15 protein-coding genes are annotated in these 17,222 nt (G+C 61.5%); 7 read left to right on the forward strand and 8 right to left on the reverse strand.

Going from position 1 to position 17,222, the window contains the following annotated elements:
- Window position 1: 1 nt before the first annotated feature.
- Entirely contained in the window at window positions 2–1,183 is a 1,182-nt protein-coding gene (locus tag H097_RS13065; RefSeq protein ID WP_032860220.1) for an acetyl-CoA C-acetyltransferase, read from the forward strand.
- A gap of 123 nt (window positions 1,184–1,306) precedes the next feature.
- Here H097_RS13065 and H097_RS13070 read toward each other — a convergent pair whose 3' ends face one another.
- A complete protein-coding gene (locus H097_RS13070; RefSeq protein ID WP_032860221.1) occupies window positions 1,307–1,717 on the reverse strand; it encodes a PaaI family thioesterase in 411 nt (136 codons plus the stop codon).
- Between the two features lie 170 nt (window positions 1,718–1,887).
- On the opposite strand from H097_RS13070, the gene H097_RS13075 reads away from it, so the two are divergent.
- Window positions 1,888–2,667, forward strand: a complete 780-nt coding sequence (locus tag H097_RS13075) for a DUF4349 domain-containing protein (protein ID WP_032860222.1) — start codon at window positions 1,888–1,890, stop codon at window positions 2,665–2,667.
- A 2-nt stretch (window positions 2,668–2,669) separates the two neighbouring features.
- On the opposite strand, the gene H097_RS13080 is transcribed toward H097_RS13075, so the two are convergent.
- From H097_RS13080 to H097_RS13095, 4 genes are all read right to left on the reverse strand, one after another.
- Window positions 2,670–3,755 carry a DUF1615 domain-containing protein gene (locus tag H097_RS13080; RefSeq protein WP_032860224.1) on the reverse strand — a complete coding sequence of 362 codons (1,086 nt, stop codon included), beginning with the start codon at window positions 3,753–3,755 and terminating at the stop codon, window positions 2,670–2,672.
- 177 nt (window positions 3,756–3,932) lie between these two features.
- Window positions 3,933–4,907, reverse strand: a complete 975-nt coding sequence (hemB, locus tag H097_RS13085) for a porphobilinogen synthase (protein ID WP_032860226.1) — start codon at window positions 4,905–4,907, stop codon at window positions 3,933–3,935.
- A gap of 121 nt (window positions 4,908–5,028) precedes the next feature.
- Window positions 5,029–5,871, reverse strand: coding sequence for a PhzF family phenazine biosynthesis protein (locus tag H097_RS13090; protein ID WP_032860228.1), 843 nt, complete (start codon window positions 5,869–5,871; stop codon window positions 5,029–5,031).
- Between the two features lie 3 nt (window positions 5,872–5,874).
- Complete coding sequence (locus tag H097_RS13095; RefSeq protein WP_032860230.1) at window positions 5,875–6,573, reverse strand: glutathione S-transferase N-terminal domain-containing protein; 699 nt, start codon at window positions 6,571–6,573, stop codon at window positions 5,875–5,877.
- A 251-nt stretch (window positions 6,574–6,824) separates the two neighbouring features.
- Between H097_RS13095 and H097_RS13100 the strand changes: the two genes are divergently transcribed.
- Together H097_RS13100 and H097_RS13105 are read left to right on the forward strand one after the other, a co-directional pair.
- On the forward strand, window positions 6,825–7,529 hold the full coding sequence (locus tag H097_RS13100) for a hypothetical protein (protein ID WP_032860232.1): 705 nt from the start codon (window positions 6,825–6,827) through the stop codon (window positions 7,527–7,529).
- A gap of 114 nt (window positions 7,530–7,643) precedes the next feature.
- Window positions 7,644–8,699 carry a permease gene (locus H097_RS13105; protein WP_032860233.1) on the forward strand — a complete coding sequence of 352 codons (1,056 nt, stop codon included), beginning with the start codon at window positions 7,644–7,646 and terminating at the stop codon, window positions 8,697–8,699.
- Between the two features lie 54 nt (window positions 8,700–8,753).
- Here the strand turns inward: H097_RS13105 and H097_RS13110 are convergent, their stop codons facing one another.
- From H097_RS13110 to H097_RS13120, 3 genes are read right to left on the reverse strand one after another with little or no spacing between them, the layout of a single operon-like run.
- The gene (locus H097_RS13110) at window positions 8,754–10,283 is read right to left on the reverse strand and encodes a DHA2 family efflux MFS transporter permease subunit (RefSeq protein WP_032860234.1); all 1,530 of its coding nucleotides are present in this window, start codon (window positions 10,281–10,283) and stop codon (window positions 8,754–8,756) included.
- Entirely contained in the window at window positions 10,283–11,485 is a 1,203-nt protein-coding gene (locus H097_RS13115) for an HlyD family efflux transporter periplasmic adaptor subunit (protein ID WP_032860235.1), read from the reverse strand. Before H097_RS13115 ends, H097_RS13110 begins: the two co-directional genes overlap by 1 nt.
- 15 nt (window positions 11,486–11,500) lie before the next feature.
- Window positions 11,501–11,977, reverse strand: coding sequence for a MarR family transcriptional regulator (locus tag H097_RS13120; RefSeq protein WP_032860236.1), 477 nt, complete (start codon window positions 11,975–11,977; stop codon window positions 11,501–11,503).
- Window positions 11,978–12,173: 196 nt separating this feature from the next.
- Between H097_RS13120 and H097_RS13125 the strand changes: the two genes are divergently transcribed.
- From H097_RS13125 to H097_RS13135, 3 genes are read left to right on the forward strand one after another with little or no spacing between them, the layout of a single operon-like run.
- Window positions 12,174–13,145 (forward strand): fimbrial protein, encoded by a 972-nt coding sequence (locus H097_RS13125; protein ID WP_050593347.1) that lies wholly within the window; start codon window positions 12,174–12,176, stop codon window positions 13,143–13,145.
- 54 nt (window positions 13,146–13,199) lie between these two features.
- Window positions 13,200–16,022, forward strand: a complete 2,823-nt coding sequence (locus tag H097_RS13130; RefSeq protein WP_032860237.1) for a response regulator — start codon at window positions 13,200–13,202, stop codon at window positions 16,020–16,022.
- Window positions 16,009–17,196: an EAL domain-containing response regulator gene (locus H097_RS13135; protein ID WP_032860238.1), complete on the forward strand. Its 1,188-nt coding sequence runs from the start codon at window positions 16,009–16,011 to the stop codon at window positions 17,194–17,196. The genes H097_RS13130 and H097_RS13135 overlap by 14 nt, the downstream gene beginning before the upstream one ends.
- Window positions 17,197–17,222: the final 26 nt, after the last annotated feature.

Raw genomic sequence — 17,222 nt, forward strand, 5'->3', positions numbered from 1 at the left:
CATGCAAGACGTCGTGATTGTTGCTGCCACCCGCACCGCCGTGGGCAGCTTCCAAGGTGCCCTGGCGAGCATCCCGGCACCGGAACTGGGCGCTGCGGTGATCCGCCGCCTGCTGGAGCAGACGGGTCTCGATCCTGCGCAAGTGGATGAAGTGATCCTCGGCCAGGTGCTGACCGCAGGCAGTGGCCAGAACCCGGCGCGCCAGGCGTCGATCCTCGCCGGCCTGCCGCATGCGGTGCCGAGCCTGACCTTGAACAAGGTCTGCGGCTCGGGCCTCAAGGCCCTGCACCTGGGCGCGCAAGCCATCCGCTGCGGTGACGCCGAGGTGATCATCGCTGGCGGCATGGAGAACATGAGCCTGGCCCCCTACGTACTGCCATCCGCCCGCACCGGCCTGCGCATGGGCCACGCGAAGATGGTCGACAGCATGATCACCGACGGCCTGTGGGATGCGTTCAACGACTACCACATGGGTATCACTGCGGAAAACCTGGTGGACAAATACGGTATCAGCCGTGAAGCCCAGGACGCGTTCGCCGCCGCCTCCCAGCAAAAAGCCGTCGCCGCGATTGAAGCCGGGCGCTTTGCCGACGAGATAACGCCGATCCTGATTCCCCAGCGCAAAGGCGACCCGATTGCCTTTGCCGTGGACGAGCAACCCCGTGCCGGCACCACCGCCGAATCCCTGGGCAAGCTCAAGCCAGCCTTCAAGAAAGACGGCAGCGTCACCGCCGGCAACGCGTCGAGCCTCAATGACGGCGCCGCTGCGGTGCTGCTGATGAGCGCCGACAAAGCCAAGGCCCTCGGCCTGCCGGTCCTGGCGCGTATTGCCAGCTACGCCAACGCAGGTGTCGACCCGGCAATCATGGGCATTGGCCCGGTGTCTGCGACCCGCCGTTGCCTGGACAAGGCCGGCTGGCAACTGGCCGACCTGGACCTGATCGAAGCCAACGAAGCGTTTGCCGCACAGGCACTGGCGGTGGGCAAGGAACTGGAGTGGGATGCGAGCAAGGTCAACGTCAACGGCGGCGCGATTGCCATCGGCCACCCGATTGGCGCTTCAGGCTGCCGCGTGCTGGTGACCCTGCTGCATGAAATGATCAAGCGCGATGCCAAGAAAGGCTTGGCCACCTTGTGCATCGGCGGCGGTCAGGGCGTGGCACTGGCCCTTGAGCGCGACTGATTCAACGAGCAACATGAAAGAGGCCCGGTTCCACGAAAACCGGGCCTTTTTTTGCCTATCTGATTTGCGAACGTCCTTCAATGTAGGAGCTGGCAAGCCAGCGCCTACAATAGATCGCCATCGTCAGCCAGGTTGGGGTACGGCGAAGACCGCATTGGCCCGCACCACGACCTTTTCTCCCACCTGCAAACTGACCGTGGCAAACGCCATCTGCCGCCCGCGCTTGTGATGCTCCAAGTGCACCTCGATCCACTCCCCTACCTGTACCGCCCCCAGATAATCGAGGGTCATGCTCGCGGTAATCAACGGCAACGGCGGGTCGCTGGAAAACGCCATGGCGTAACCCATGCCAACATCCGCCAGGGTCGCCAGCACGCCACCGTGGACCGTGCCGCGTCCGTTGGCATGGCGATTGTCGGCGCGCAGCCCCAGTTGCAAGTGCAGGCCTTCGCCACGGCAATACACCGGACCAAGCAAGTCCAGGAGCGGGCTGCTGCGGGGCAATGGGATAAAACCTTCAGGAATAACAGTCATGGTCGGATCGTCCTTGTGTGCAGACACAAGGTTTAACCCTGGGCGCGCGTTGCAGCCATCAAGATCAATGCGGCAAATCTGTGGCGATAAGCCTACGCCCGCTTTGCGTTCGCCGGGCAAACCCGCTTTAATCGCCGCGCACTTTATCCCGCACACTTGAAGGAACTGTAATGCGCCATCTGGAAGGCAGATTCACTGCACTGTTGTTATTGACTGGCCTGCTGCTCGGCGGCTGCTCGCCCAAGGAGTACTCCGAGGCCACGGCCATCAGTGGCGAACAGGGCCGGGCCGGCGCGCTGCTGGCCTATGAGCATGAGTTGAGCCTGGCGATGCCAGTAGCCCTGCTGGCACCGCGCATGCAGGCCACTCGCCAAGCCTGTGAGTCGGCGCAGTTCGGCGCCTGCAATATCCTGCGTATCGAAGAGAACAGCGACGGCGGCATGATCGTGCTACGCATTGTTCCAAACGGTGTCGAGCCGTTGGTGAGCATGGCGGCCGAGGGCGGTCAACTGGGCCAGCGTATCACCAGCGCCGAGGACCTGGCCGACGCCGTGGCCGATGTGCGCCGTCGCCAGGAACGCTTGCAGGCCCAGCAAAAACGCCTGGATGAACTGGCTGCGCGCAAGGACATCACCGTGGGCGATCTGATCACCCTCAGCAAGGAACAGGCCGCCATCGAAAACGAGCTGCAGGAACTGGCACAGATCGCCGCCGGCCAACAGCGGCGCCTGGACACCAACCGCGTGACCCTGAACTTCCAACCCTCAGACGGCGAACATCAGCAATCGCGCTTTGCCAGGATGTTCGGCAACCTGGGCGACAACCTGGTCGATGGCACCGCCGATGCCCTGGAGCGCTCCAGCTATGTGCTGCCGTTTGTGATCCTCGCGTTCCCGGTGTTGTGGCTGTGGGTCTGGTTGTGGCGCAAGCTGGTCAAGCGTCGCCCCTGACCTCAGCGCTTGATGCAGCGCTGGTAACGCTCATCCACGCGCTGGGCGAACCAGGCCGTGGTGAGGTTGCGGGTGATCTTCGGGCTCTTGAGCACAATACCCGGCAGGATCGCCCGCGGCAGCGGTTTGCCTTCGGCTTTCTCGGCCAGGGCAAACACCCGCTGGTACAGGGTGGTCTCTTCAAAATCCAGGCGATCGCCCTGCTCTAGCTGGCTGCGAATGCTCGGGTTGCGCATGTCCAGCTTCTTGCCCAATGAACGCACCGCCAGCTCCGTGGTGCCGGGCATGATGGAGCCATGCAGGATCAGATCCCCATCCAGCGCCAGACGCGTGCCCGAGGCGCGGCTGACGGCAGCCTGGAACGCCGCATTGCGACTGGCGTACCAACCGGCGTTGAAATCCGCAAAACGGTACAGCGGCTGGCTGTAGTTCACCGGGTAGCCGAGCAAATGGGCGATGCCGAAGTACATGCCACCCCGTCGGGTAAACACTTCCCGGCGAATGCTGCCGTCCACGGTGTAGGGATAGCCCCTGGCCTGTTTCTCGGCAAAGGCAATGCTCACCTGCATCGGGCCTGCGGTATGCACGGGGTTGAAACTGCCAAACAAAGTGCGCCCCAACGGCACAGTGCCAATGAAATCATCAAAGATACCACTCAGGTCTTTTTCGGTACGCGCAGCGCTCAGGCGCTCGGCGTAGGACTTGCCCGTGGGCGAACGCAGTTGCAACGCGGTACGCACCAGCACGGCCGGCACATGCACTTTGCCTGCACGACGGAGGATTTCATCCTGGGCGATCTTGCCCATGTTCGGCACCGGCGGGTCGACCTGGTAGGTGGACTCCTGCTCGGTCACGGCCAGTACCGCGCAGATATTCTCGGTGCTGGGGTAGATGTCCTGGCTGTCGAAGGCGGTGTAGATATCCTGGGCCCAACCGGCGCGATCCGACACCTTGGCCGGCATCAGCCGCACGATCTGCGCCTTGACCTCGGCCTCACTGCGCTCGGGCTGTTGCTGGCTGCGTTGGGTTGAACAGCCGGCCATGACCAACAAGGCGGCCAGGCAGGGAATCAGCCGGGATGAAAGCATGCGAGGGTGTCCTGTAAGCCGATGAAAGCACCCACTATCTCACAAACCCACACCCACCCCTGTAGGAGCCGGCTTGCCGGCGAAGAACGTCAACGGTAACGCGTACCACCTGAATGAACGCGTTGTTTGTGAGTTTTTCGCCGGCAAGCCGGCTCCTACAGGGGTGTAGCGTCAGGATCAGATCCCGGAAAGCGCCAGGTCCATCGCAAAGTAGGTGAAGATCAAGTCCGCACCGGCACGCTTGATCGAGCCCAGGGTCTCACGCACCACCCGTGCTTCATCAATGGCCCCTGCCTGGGCACCGAACTTGATCATCGCGTATTCGCCACTGACCTGGTAGGCCGCCACGGGCAAGCGCGAGGCTTCACGGATATCGCGGATGATGTCCAGGTAGGCGCCGGCCGGCTTGACCATCAGGCAGTCGGCACCTTCCTGCTCGTCGAGCAGGGATTCGCGCACGGCTTCGCGGCGGTTCATCGGGTTCATCTGGTAGCTTTTGCGATCGCCCTTCAGCGCACTGCCGCCCGCCTCGCGGAACGGGCCATACAGGGCCGAAGCGAATTTGGTGGAATAGGCCATGATCGGGATATGGTTGAAACCGGCCGCATCCAGGGCCCGGCGAATAGCCTGGACCTGGCCGTCCATCGCCGCCGACGGCGCGATCACATCGGCACCGGCGCGGGCGGCCGCCACTGCTTGCTTGCCCAGGTTGGCCAGGGTGCGGTCGTTGTCCACTTCATTACCGTGCATCACGCCGCAATGGCCGTGATCGGTGTATTCGCAGAAGCAGGTGTCGGACATCACGATCATCTCCGGCACCGCGTCCTTGCAGATCGCCGACATGCGCGACACCAGCCCACGCTCGTTCCAGGTGTCGCTGCCGCTGGCGTCCAGGTGATGAGACACGCCAAACGTCATCACCGACTTGATCCCGGCGCGGGCAAAGCGCTCGATTTCACTGGCCAGTTTCGATTCAGGGATGCGCATCACACCGGGCATGCTGGTAATCGGTACGAAATCGTCGATTTCTTCTTCGACAAAAATCGGCAACACCAGGTCATTGAGGGTGAATTCGGTTTCCTGGAACAGGCTGCGTAACTCGGGGGAACGACGTAGGCGGCGAGGACGGGTTTCGGGGAACTGGCTGGACATGAATGCTCCTGAAAAAAACAGGCGAAAAAACCTAGGGGCGAAAGCTTATGCCCTACGCACCCATCAGAACAAACGCTGGGGAACAACAGTTTATTCCCCTGGCGGTAACAATTGCATTGACCTACAGCCGTAGACAGCCCTCTATGCAGAGCGTCACGGCACCACCGATCCAGACTTCATCACCTTGCCGGGCGACACGGATTCGCCCTACACGCCCCATGGTAGTGCCCTGGCTGACCACATACGCATCGGGCGCCAAGCCTTCGCCCAGCAACCACTGCGCCAGGCCGGCATTCAGGCTGCCAGTGGCCGGATCTTCCGGCGCCCCATCACCAGCAATGAACGCCCGCACCTCAAACTGCGCATCAACCTCATCGCGGGCAGGATCACACGGGGCAATCACGCCCACCGCCAGCCCCAGCAACTTTGAATAGTCCGGCTGCAAGGCCAGTACCGCCTGCCGATCAGTCAACATCAGGGCCAGCCAGCCCGCGCCGTTATCGACCCATTGGCTGCGAAGGATCGCCTCGGGCTCAAGGTTCAGGGCCAGGCGCACACGCTCCAGCAACTCAACATCCAACGGGCCCGAACGGATCAAGGGCGGGGCGATAAACGCCAACTCGTCACCCTCGCGGCGGATGCGCACCAGGCCGATCTCGCATTCCTGGATGATCTCGCTGCCCCGGGGCACGCCACCGGCTTGCAGCCATGCCTGGCAACTGCCCAGGGTTGGATGGCCGGCGAAGGGCAGTTCCTGCACGGTGGTAAAAATCCGCACTCGGTAATCGGCACGTGGGTCCCGGGGCTGGAGCAGGAAGGTGGTTTCGCTGAGGTTGGTCCATTGGGCAAAGTCGGCCATCTGCTGGTCGCTGAGGCTATCGGCGCCCAGCACTACAGCCAGTGGGTTGCCCTTGAGTGCGACCCTGCTGAACACGTCCAGTTGCTTGAAATCGAAAGTCGGCATGGGTCAGCTCGGAATATTCAGGCCACGGATCACCGCTGGCCGGGCGACAAAACCATCCAACGCCCGCAGTACATTGGGGAAGTCGGTAATGCCCACCAGATCGCCCGACTCATAGAAACCAATCAGGTTGCGGATCCAGGGGAAGGTGGCGATGTCGGCAATGCTGTACTCGTCGCCCATGATCCAGGTACGGCCCAGCAGGTGCTTTTCCAGCACGCCGAGCAGGCGCCGGGCTTCAGCGGCGTAGCGGTCGCGGGGGCGTTTGTCTTCGTAGGCCTTGCCGGCGAACTTATTGAAGAAACCGACCTGGCCGAACATCGGCCCGATCCCGGCCATCTGGAACATCAGCCATTGCAGGGTTTCATAGCGCACAGCGGGGGCCTGGGGCAGCAGTTGGCCAGTTTTTTCAGCCAGGTAGATCAGGATCGCACCCGACTCGAACAACGCCAGCGGTTCGCCGCCCGGGCCATTGGGGTCGATGATCGCCGGGATCTTGTTGTTGGGGTTCAGGGACAGGAACTCCGGGGAAAGCTGGTCCTGGGTGTCGAAGCTGACCTTGTGCGCCTCATACGCCAGGCCCACCTCTTCGAGCATGATCGATACCTTGACGCCATTGGGGGTCGCCAGCGAGTACAACTGCAAACGCTCGGGATGCTGGGCTGGCCATTTGGTAATAATCGGAAACGCTGCGAGTGAAATCATCGATATACCCCAAGCTGAGAAAAACCCATGATAGCCATCTAGCGGCCAGGCTGCATTGGTCTTCAATCCGCAACATCGGCGCGCTAATCTCGGGTTTCAGCGAACCAAAACGCTATGGCGCACTCTTAGAAGCGCTTGAACGGTTGAATGGAGGCATACCGCCATACTCATGGAAAACCGCACGATGCTTGGAGCGTCGCTGTGGCTGGGCCTTGCGGTCTTGATCCGAAGCACTGAAGACTCGAAACCTCATGACAATCAAGCCTCTGTGCCTTGGTAAACGCTTTAAACGATATGCTTACTACCTGCTACCGATGTTCTTCGTAGGCGGCGCCTTGATGCTGGCCTTCGAAGCTCGCGAAAGCAGTGCCGAACCGAAGAACGGCGTACAGACCCTGGTCTTCCTGCGCCATGGCGAAAAACCCGCCGGCGGCCTGGGCCAGCTCAATTGCCAGGGCCTCAACCGCGCGATGAACCTGGCCACGGTGCTGCCGGAAAAATTCGGCGCCGCCGATTTCGTGTTCGCCGCCAATCCGACGCGCAATGTCGAGGAAGGCGAGTTCGACAATTCCTACAGCTATATTCGTCCATTGATGACCATCAGCCCCAGCGCGATCAAACTTGGGCTACCAGTCAACATCGAGTTTTCGGCCAACGATACCAGCGACCTGGCTGACGAATTGATGGAAGACAAATACCACAACTCCACCATCTACACGGCCTGGTCCCACGGCTACCTGCCGGAGTTGATCAATAAGGTGGCGAGCGAAGCGGTCGGTGAGAAATACACCATCACCGAAGACTGGTCCGGCGGTGACTTCGACACGTTGTACGTGCTGACCCTGACCTGGCACAACGGCAAGGCCAGCCTGCTCAGCCGCAACTACAAGCAAGGGCTGGATAACGGCTTGCACACGTGCCCGGATGCGACGCACGTAAACAACGCCGATGCATGACCTTGCCGGCGATCGCGTCCCGTCTGACAGGCCGCTATCGCCACCAAGCTGGCTCCTACAAGGTTCATGACCGCGTATGATGCGTCGCTATCGACTTATCTGCGGATCTTGACCATGTCTAACCTCACCTCTGCCAGCCCTGCACGCGGCTGGTCCTTCTGGTGGAAACCGGCGCTGTTCCTGTTGGTGGCCTGCGTCGGCCTGTATTACGTGAAGTGGTCGCCCTACTACTTCAAGGCCTTCATCGCGGCCGACAGCCATAGCATCGGTAACTCGATTCTCAATGACCAGCAAGGCTCGCCATTGGCGGCGGCCCTGGCCTATGCCCAGGTGTATTTCCTCGCGATCTGGAAAGCCGCCGTGCTGGCGGTGATTCTCGGCTCGTTGCTGCAGGTCTTGATTCCACGGGACTGGCTGTTGCGCTTGTTCGGCCGCGCCGGGCTTGGCTCCACGGTACGCGGCGGGCTGTTCGCCCTGCCGGGCATGATGTGCAGTTGCTGCGCCGCGCCAGTGGCGGCCGGCATGCGCCGCCAACAGGTTTCGGTGGGGGCCGCGCTGGCGTTCTGGATGGCCAACCCGGTGCTCAACCCGGCCACGCTGGTGTTCATGGGCTTTGTCCTGGGCTGGGACTTTGCCGCGCTGCGGCTGGTGGCCGGGATCGTGCTGGTGATCGGGGTAGCGTTGATCGCCCAACGTATCGCTCGTCCTGAGCAAGTGCCACAGGTGGCGCTGGAGGCCGTGGCCGACGTCAGTGGCACCGAGACCCAGCCGTTCCTCAGCCGCTGGTTGCGCACCCTGTGGCAGTTGTTCTGGAGCACCATCCCGGTGTACATCCTGGCGGTGTTGCTGCTGGGCGCGGCGCGGGTGTGGCTGTTTCCCCATGTGGATGGCGCAATGGCCGACAGCTTGCTGTGGCTGGTGCCGCTGGCGATTGTCGGCACCTTGTTTGTGATCCCGACGGCGGCGGAAATCCCGATTGTGCAAACCATGATGGCCCTCGGGCTGGGGACCGGGCCGGCGGTGGCACTGTTGATGACCCTGCCGAGCGTGAGCCTGCCGTCACTGTTGATGCTGCGCAAGGATTTCGATGCGCGGGTGCTGGTGACGGTGGCTGGGCTGACCATGCTGATGGGGGTGGTGTGTGGGTTGGTCGCGGTGGTGGTTCTTTAGTGACTCGGTGAATGTTGGGGCACCCTCACATGTTTGACCGCATGCACTGCAAGATCAGTGACCTGACGCCGCCGGCCCCGCCTTCGCGGTAAACGGCGGTTTGGCCAGCCACACCAGCAGGATCAAGCCCATGAACATCCACCCCAGCAACGTGAAGTAATCCACGGTGGACATCATATAGGCCTGGCTGGTGAGGACCTGGTCCAGTTGCGCATAGGCCTTGTGCCCGGCACCGCCCAGGGCATTGAGCGCATCCCGCGTGGCGGAATCATAGGTGCTCATGCTCTCACTCATGTAGGCATGATGCTGATCGGCCCGGCGAATCCAGATCCAGGTGGTCAGCGACGCCGCAAAGCTGCCGCCCAGGGTCCGCAGGAATGTCGCCAGGCCTGCGCCGTCGGCGATCTGGTGGGGTGGCAGGTCAGACATCAGGATGCTCAAGGTCGGCATAAAGAACAGTGCCACACCGATGCCCATGAACAGTTGCACCATGGCGATGTGCTGGAAATCCACTTCATTGGTGAACCCGGCGCGCATAAAGCAGCTCAGGCCAATCGCCAGGAATGCCAGGCCGGCCAGCAGGCGCAGGTCGAACTTGTGCGCGTATTTGCCGACAAACGGTGACATCAACACCGGCAGAATCCCGATCGGCGCCACGGCCAACCCGGCCCAGGTCGCGGTGTAGCCCATCTGCGTCTGCAGCCACTGCGGCAGGATCAGGTTGATGCCAAAAAACCCGGCGTAGCCCAGCACCAGCACAATAGTGCCAATGCGAAAATTGCGGTGGGCAAACAGCCGCAGGTTGACCACCGGGTGTTTATCGGTCATTTCCCAGATCACGAACACCGCCAGGGCGATCACCGAGATGGCCGCGCCGATGATGATGAAGTTGGACTCGAACCAGTCCAGGTCGTTGCCCTTGTCGAGGATGATCTGCAAGGCCCCGACCCCGACGATCAGGCTCAACAACCCGACGTAATCCATCGGTTGATGGCTGGTCACCACCGGGCGCTTCTTGAGCTGGGAGCGCACCACCATCACCGCAAAAATCCCGATGGGCACGTTGATAAAGAAGATCCACGGCCAGCTGTAGCTGTCGGTGATCCAGCCACCGAGAATGGGACCTGCAATCGGTGCCACCACCGTGACCATCGCCAGCAACGCCAGGGCCATGCCGCGCCTGGCGGGCGGATACACCGCAATCAGCAGGGTCTGGGTCATCGGGTACAACGGCCCCGCCACCAGGCCTTGCAGCACCCGAAACCCGATGAGCTCGGGCATCGAGGTGGAGACACCACACAGGAACGAGGCCAGCACAAACAGGAGGGTGGCCCACAAAAACAACTTCACTTCGCCAAAGCGCCGGCTCAACCAGCCGGTCAGCGGCAAGGCAATCGCATTGCTCACCGCAAACGAGGTGATGACCCAGGTGCCCTGCTCCGAACTCACCCCCAGGTTGCCGGAAATGGTCGGCAACGCCACGTTGGCGATGGTGGTGTCGAGCACCTGCATGAAGGTCGCCAGGGACAGGCCAATGGTGGCCATCAGTAAGCTGGGCGGTGTGAAAGAGGCGTTATCGCTCATTAGCGTTGCGCTGCCTTGGGCACGGCCACGCTGTTGTCATGGATCAGTTGGGTGATCATCGCGTCGGCTTCGCTCAACTGGCGGTCATACACATTGGTGCTGAACGAGGCTTTTTGCGGCGGCTGTTGCGCCAGCACCGGGCCGCTCTGGTCGTGCAGATTGACCTCCACCTGGGTCGACAAACCCACCCGCAATGGGTGTTTGGCCAGTTCCTCGGCATTGATATGAATGCGCACCGGCACCCGCTGCACAATCTTGATCCAGTTACCGGTGGCGTTCTGCGCCGGCAGCAAGGCAAATGCGCTGCCGGTTCCGGCGCCGAGGCTGTCGATGGTGCCGCTGTACTTCACATCACTGCCGTAGAGATCGGCCTCGATGTCCACCGGCTGGCCAATGCGCATATTGCGCAGCTGGGTTTCCTTGAAATTGGCGTCGATCCACAGTTGGTCCAGGGGAATCACCGCCATCAATGCGGTGCCCGGTTCGACACGCTGACCCAGTTGCACGGTGCGCTTGGCGACGTAGCCGGTGACCGGTGCGATCAGGGTACTGCGCGCATTGGCCAGATAGGCCTGGCGTAATTGCGCAGCGGCGGCCTGCACATCCGGGTGGGACGAAATCACCGTGTCATCCACCAGCGCGGTGGAGGTGTTGAGTTGCTGTTGCAGGTTGGCCAGGGAGTTGCTCGCCGCGCTCAGGGCGTCGCGGGCATGGGACAGTTCTTCCAGGGAAATCGCGCCACCCTGGGCGAGGATTCTGCGGCGGTTGAAGTTGTCCTGGGCGGTTTGCACCTGGGCTTTTTGCGCCAGTACCTGAGCCTTCATGCCATCGACATTGCTGTACAAGCCACGCACCTGGCGCACCGTACGCGCCAGGTTGGCCTGGGCACTTTGCAGGCCGACGGCGGCATCGTTGGGGTCGAAGTTGATCAGCACCTGGCCTTCATGCACCAGGTCGCCATCATCGGCACCAATGCTGACCACGGTACCGGTGACCAGCGGGGTGATTTCCACCACATTGCCGTTGACGTAGGCGTCATCAGTGCTTTCGCTCCAACGGCCATACAGTTCGTGCCAACCCCACACACCGACGATGCCGAGAACCACGATCAGGGTCAGGCCCAGCAGCATGATTTTGCGTTTGCGCGGGTTGCTGTCGTTGGGTTGGGATTCAGCGGTGTTGTTTGCTTGGGCAGTCGCCATGACAAGTACCTTGGGTTAATCAGTGCGCCCTACGCGCTGCAGCGTGATGGGATCACCTGCCGCGATAAGGATTTTCTTGAGGATGCGTTCCAGGGTCTGCAACTCGCCGGGCTCCAGCACGCCGGCCAACTGGTTCAGGGCCTGGGCGCCGATCTGCGGCAACAGGTCTGCCAGGCGCTGGCCTTCAGCAGTGAGCACAAGCTGCACCTGGCGCCGATCCTGTTCGGAACGCTTGCGCGCCAGCAGGTCCTTTTGCTCCAGGCGGTCGAGCATGCGGGTCATCGAGCCACTGTCCAGGGACAGGTTGCGGCACAGTTCTGCCGGGGTATCGACGCCGAACTGGGCCATGATGATCAACACCTTGAACTGCGCGGCGGTGATGCCGTGGGGTTCCATGTGGGTATCGATGATGCGGTCCTTGAGGATCGCGGCGCGGCCCAGCAACAGGCCGAGGTGGCAGTTGTGGAAGTTTTGCGGGGTGAAGTGATCCATCGGCAAGTCACCTTATTACTGCCTAGGCAGCGAATATGTGACTAAATATTACTGCCTAGGCAGTGAATGTCAAACAAAATGCTTAGCTTGCTTGGCAATTGACTACTCAACGGTATGTTCTAAGGATCACCTGATAGGCAGCAGCGGATGGCGTGATTACCGTGTAGCCCTCCTTTGCCAGCACGTATAGCCCCTCATGCAGCGTTCAACACTTCCGCGCCCCTTGCTCACCTTCATCGTCATGATGACGCTGGCTTGCTCCTCAGTCGCCATGGCGGGCAGTTGCACGGCCACCGATTCCGTCACGCAAACCCTCAACTTCGGCGCCAGCCTGGCCAGCGCCGGCCTGACGATACCCGCCGACACTCCCAATGGCACCGTGGTCTACCAAGACACTCTGTCCGCAAGCGCTCACCTCTGGAGATGCACGGCAACCTCGCAGTACGGCGTACTCCTCAATCCGTCGCACGGGACGATCACTGGCAGGGAATCGATCTTCCCCCTGGGCAAAAGCGGGCTCTCCTACCGTATCTGGATGGATTCGTTAAACCGCTACGAACTCTCCTTGCAGCCAATCCCCTCAAACGCCAACTACGGGATCAGTGCAGGGTCGGTGCGCCTGGAAATCATCAAGACTGGCGAACTGACGGATAAAGTCAGGATCAGTGCAGGCCTCCTGGGCACTTTGCAAGACGATGATCTGATCCTGAAAAGATTCAACCTGACCAATGCCATCGTCTTGAACAGCGCCTCCTGCCAGACCCCTTCCGTCCCGGTGGACATGGGGATCGACTACACCCTCGAAGACTTCCCCCGGACTGGTCCCACCCAACGTCGAGTACCCTTCAACATTGCCCTGAAACAGTGCCAGACCGGCATCAAGAAGGTGACCTACTCGATCAAGGCCAACACCCCGGTCATCGACGCAGCCAAAGGCATTGTTGCGCTCAGCAACGACAAGACCAACGCCAAGGACATCGCCCTGCAATTGATGAATCAGGCCGGACAGCCCCTGGCACTGGATACCACCTATCCCTTCAACGCTTTCACCACGAGCGGCACCAGCTTCAACATCCCGCTGTCGGCGGCCTACTACCGCCTGGGCAGCACTGAACTCAAGGCCGGCAACGGCAACACCAGCGTGACGTTTATCGTGAACTACCTGTAGCAAACTAAGGATCGTCTGATTTTCCCTACACCCGGCGACACCTAAAGTGCCGGCATGCGATTGAAGACCTACCTGCACCAGATCAGCCCGATTCTGTCTACCCCCGACGCCGCCCGCCGCCTGTTGCGCATTTTTGCGTTGGTGGTGCTGGTGGGCATCCTGGGTGGGGTGTACAGCTTCCTGCTGTTCACGTTCAACAATGAAATTTCCCAGCGGCGCAGCTATATGAGCAGCGCCATTGCCGAAGCCCATACGTTTTTCACCACCCGAGAATCCCTGCTCGAAAGCCTCAGCCTGTCGGCCACCCGGCGCGTTAAAAATGCCGACAGCGCCGTGTCCGCCGAAGAAATCCACCTGCTGCTGGGCACCCGCCCCGCCAAGCAATGGAGCATCTGGCTAACCCAGCGCATGCGTGATTACCTCAAGGACAAGCAACTCAACCTGATCTACGTCACCAGTGGCGCCGAGGCCAAGGTGCTGCGCCTGTACAACGCCACCCCGCCAGCGAGTGATTTGCCAAAGGACCTGCTCAAGCAATTGGACCACCTGAAACAGGTAAACCCTCCCGCCCTGCAAGAACTGTGGCTGACCCAAAGCACCCAAGGCCACTCCCAGTTGTACATTTTCATTCGCCTGGACGAGCGCGATGCGGACTCCGGCTGGCTGGGCCTGGAAATGGATGACCGCGAAGTCTCCAACACCCTGAGCGATCACAGCGCCGGGGAGTTCACCATGTTCAACTCCCAAGGGTTGCCGTTGTTCAGCAACAGCGCCCGGCCCCAGGCCAGCCAGGCCTTGCCGCGCCTGCTGCAACATGATTTCTTTGGTTTTGTCGGCAATGGATGGCTGCCCGAGCAACTGGTGCTGCGCAAACAGCTGAAGTCCTCGGACTGGCAACTGACCTACTCCATCGACCTGCGTGCGGTGCTGTTATCGTTGTGGCCACAACTGCTCGGCGCCCTGGCGTTCTGTGTGTTTGGTATCAGCCTGGTGTGGCTGCTGACCCGCCGCATTGAACACCGCTTCATTGCGCCCGCGATCCACCGTATCCAGGCCCTGGTGGAAAGCGAGCTGTTCAGCCGTGACGTGATCCAGACCGCCCCTGTGGCCCTGTGTGTATTGCGCCGCACCGACGGCCAAGTGGTGCTGGAAAACACCCTGTGCCAGCAATGGCTGGGCCAGAGCGGTGAACGCGAACAGCTGAGCCCTGGCTGGATCCGCCAAGCCTTCGATACCCAGGCGCCGACGCTTTCCGATTACTTTGAAACCGCCGACGGCCGCCACCTGTACCTTAGCTGTGCGCCCACCCGCTACAAAGGTGAGGACGTGTTGCTGTGCACCTTCAGCGACATCAGTACGCGCACCGAGATCGAAGCGGCGCTGGAGCAGGCGCGGCAACTGGCCGACGCCGCCAATGAGGCCAAGACCCTGTTCCTGGCGACCATGAGCCATGAAATCCGCACCCCGCTGTATGGCGTATTGGGCACCCTGGAACTGCTGGCCCGCACCCATCTGGACCCGCAACAGAAAAGCTACCTGCAAGCCATAGAAGGCTCCTCCGCTACCTTGTTGCAATTGATCTGTGACGTGCTCGACGTGTCCAAGATCGAGGCCGGGCAACTGGCCCTGGAACTGAGCGAGTTTTCCACCCTGGCCCTGGTCCAGGAAGTGGTCCACGGCTATGCCGCGGCGGCCCAGAGCAAGGGCTTGCACCTGTATGCCTGCATCGACCCACAGATGCCGGACCGGGTCATCGGCGACATCAGCCGGATCCGCCAGATCCTCAACAATCTGTTGAGCAATGCCGTGAAGTTCACCGACTCCGGGCGCATCGTCTTGCGGGCCACGTTGTTGAGCCGCGATGGCGAACGCGCCAGCGTGCAATGGCAGGTCTCGGACACCGGCAAAGGCATCGCCGGTGACGATCAACCGTTTATTTTCGACCCGTTCTACCAGACCGCCGGCAACACCAATGTAGTGGCCGGAACCGGCCTGGGCCTGCCGATCTGCCTGCGCCTCACACACTTGATGAATGGCAGCCTGCGCATGGTCAGCGAGACCGGGCTGGGCAGCAGTTTTTCCCTGACCCTGCCGCTGGTGGAGTGCGCCAAAGACGTGTTGCCCGCCAGCATGACGGCCTTGTTGCCAGACGTCATTTACGTGGTGTCGCCGGTCCGCGAACTGGCCGAGGCCGTCAGCGGCTGGTTGCGCCGCTGGGGCGCCCGCCCGCAGATCGGCTTGCCATCGGCCATGGACCCGGCCGGCGCGGGCCTGTTGATCGAGCTGCACCCCGGCCAGGCCGAGCTACGCCTGGCGCCGCAGTGGAACGGGCCACTGGTGCTGGCCAGCAGCGACGGCTGCACAGTGCCGCAGATCATGCTGGGCGGCTGCAAAGTCAACCTCAATGACCTGCACGCCATTCACCACGCGGTGAGCCAGGCCCAGGGCATACCGGTGGCGACACCCCAGGCGAGCCATGAGCAGCGCCATCTGCGCAAGTTGCACCTGCATATCCTGGTGGCCGAGGACAACGTCATCAATCAACTGATCCTGCGTGATCAATTGGAAGAGCTGGGCTGCACCGTGGAACTCACCTCGGACGGCGAAGAAGCCCTGTCACGCTGGCGCGCCGGAACGTTCGACATCGTGCTGAGCGACGTCAACATGCCCAAGCTCAACGGCTACGCACTGGCCCAGGAACTACGACGCCTGGGCTGCAGCGTGCCGATCATCGGCGCCACCGCCAACGCCATGCGTGGCGAAGCAGCCTTATGCCTGGCGGCCGGGATGAATCACTGCCTGGTCAAACCCTTCACCCTGCGAGCCTTGTTCAATGAACTGGCTCCCTATGAACGAGCCCTCCATGAATCGCTGTAGCATTTTGATCGTCGAAGACCACCCCTTCCAGCATCAGTACCTGCAGCATCTGTTCAGTGAGCTGGGGGATTTCCATGTGGAATCGGCGCGCGATGGCGAAGAGGCATTGACCTGTCTGCGCCGGCGCACTTTCGACCTGGTGCTGACCGACCTGCTGATGCCCGGCATGGACGGTGTGCAATTTATCCAGGGCCTGGCCACTCTGCGCGCCAAGCCGGCACTGGCGATCATGAGCGCCGCCTCCCGACGCATGCTGATGAGCGCAAGCCTGGTGGCGAGTAACCTGCAAGTGAATGTGATCGGGCTGATATCCAAGCCGGTGAACATCGCAGCCTTGCGCAACCTCACCGAGCAATTGCTGGGCCTGCGCCAGGTGGTACTGCCCGAAACGGCGCCGGGCATCGAGCGCCAGGCCATTCTTGAAGCCCTGGACAACGGCGAGTTGCAAGCCTGGTTCCAACCCAAGAAAGCCCTGGCCAACGCGCGCATTGTCGCCGCCGAAGCCCTGGTGCGCTGGATCCACCCCGAGTACGGCGTGTTGCTGCCCGGTGCATTCCTGCCCGCACTCAAGGCCTACAGCCTGGAGGAGCGCCTGCTGTGGCGGGTACTGGAACAGGCCATCGCCGCCCAGGCCCGCTGGCGGGTACAGGGCTATGACATCCCGGTGTCGATCAACCTGCCCACGCACCTGCTCAACAGCTATGACCTGGCCGACCGCATCCTCGCTTTCGTTCTGGAACACCAGGGCATTCCCGGGCGCATTTGTTTCGAGTTGATGGAGTGCTCGGTGCCCCAGGACATCAGTAATTTCTACGCCGGCGCCTGCCGTTTGCGGATCAAGGGCTTTGGCCTGTCCCAGGATGACTTCGGCAAGGGCTACAGTTCGTACATGAACCTGGTGTCGACGCCGTTTACCGAACTGAAGATCGACCGCGCACTGGTCCAGGGCTGCAACGACAACGAAGAACTGGCACAGGCACTGACCAGCATTGTCGCCCTCGGCCGACAATTGGGCCTGACCGTAGTGGCCGAAGGCGTGGAAACCGCGCAAGAACTTGCGCTGTTGCGTAAGATCGACTGCACTCAGGTCCAGGGCTTCCTGATTTCCCACGCGGTCTCTTCAGACCAGTTCCAGCAGTTGCTGAACCAGGATGGTCCGGCAAGCACCTATTGAGACTTTATTTCAGAGGCCATTGTGTC

This window comes from Pseudomonas sp. FH4 (assembly GCF_000510915.2).
Classification (GTDB): domain Bacteria; phylum Pseudomonadota; class Gammaproteobacteria; order Pseudomonadales; family Pseudomonadaceae; genus Aquipseudomonas; species Aquipseudomonas brenneri.

What these genes read in the sequence shown, in the direction of transcription:
- H097_RS13065 (WP_032860220.1), top strand. Translation starts at nt 2, where the DNA reads ATGCAAGACGTCGTGATTGTTGCTGCCACCCGCACCGCCGTGGGCAGC.
- H097_RS13070 (WP_032860221.1), bottom strand. Translation starts at nt 1,717, where the DNA reads ATGACTGTTATTCCTGAAGGTTTTATCCCATTGCCCCGCAGCAGCCCG.
- H097_RS13075 (WP_032860222.1), top strand. Translation starts at nt 1,888, where the DNA reads ATGCGCCATCTGGAAGGCAGATTCACTGCACTGTTGTTATTGACTGGC.
- H097_RS13080 (WP_032860224.1), bottom strand. Translation starts at nt 3,755, where the DNA reads ATGCTTTCATCCCGGCTGATTCCCTGCCTGGCCGCCTTGTTGGTCATG.
- hemB (WP_032860226.1), bottom strand. Translation starts at nt 4,907, where the DNA reads ATGTCCAGCCAGTTCCCCGAAACCCGTCCTCGCCGCCTACGTCGTTCC.
- H097_RS13090 (WP_032860228.1), bottom strand. Translation starts at nt 5,871, where the DNA reads ATGCCGACTTTCGATTTCAAGCAACTGGACGTGTTCAGCAGGGTCGCA.
- H097_RS13095 (WP_032860230.1), bottom strand. Translation starts at nt 6,573, where the DNA reads ATGATTTCACTCGCAGCGTTTCCGATTATTACCAAATGGCCAGCCCAG.
- H097_RS13100 (WP_032860232.1), top strand. Translation starts at nt 6,825, where the DNA reads ATGACAATCAAGCCTCTGTGCCTTGGTAAACGCTTTAAACGATATGCT.
- H097_RS13105 (WP_032860233.1), top strand. Translation starts at nt 7,644, where the DNA reads ATGTCTAACCTCACCTCTGCCAGCCCTGCACGCGGCTGGTCCTTCTGG.
- H097_RS13110 (WP_032860234.1), bottom strand. Translation starts at nt 10,283, where the DNA reads ATGAGCGATAACGCCTCTTTCACACCGCCCAGCTTACTGATGGCCACC.
- H097_RS13115 (WP_032860235.1), bottom strand. Translation starts at nt 11,485, where the DNA reads ATGGCGACTGCCCAAGCAAACAACACCGCTGAATCCCAACCCAACGAC.
- H097_RS13120 (WP_032860236.1), bottom strand. Translation starts at nt 11,977, where the DNA reads ATGGATCACTTCACCCCGCAAAACTTCCACAACTGCCACCTCGGCCTG.
- H097_RS13125 (WP_050593347.1), top strand. Translation starts at nt 12,174, where the DNA reads ATGCAGCGTTCAACACTTCCGCGCCCCTTGCTCACCTTCATCGTCATG.
- H097_RS13130 (WP_032860237.1), top strand. Translation starts at nt 13,200, where the DNA reads ATGCGATTGAAGACCTACCTGCACCAGATCAGCCCGATTCTGTCTACC.
- H097_RS13135 (WP_032860238.1), top strand. Translation starts at nt 16,009, where the DNA reads ATGAATCGCTGTAGCATTTTGATCGTCGAAGACCACCCCTTCCAGCAT.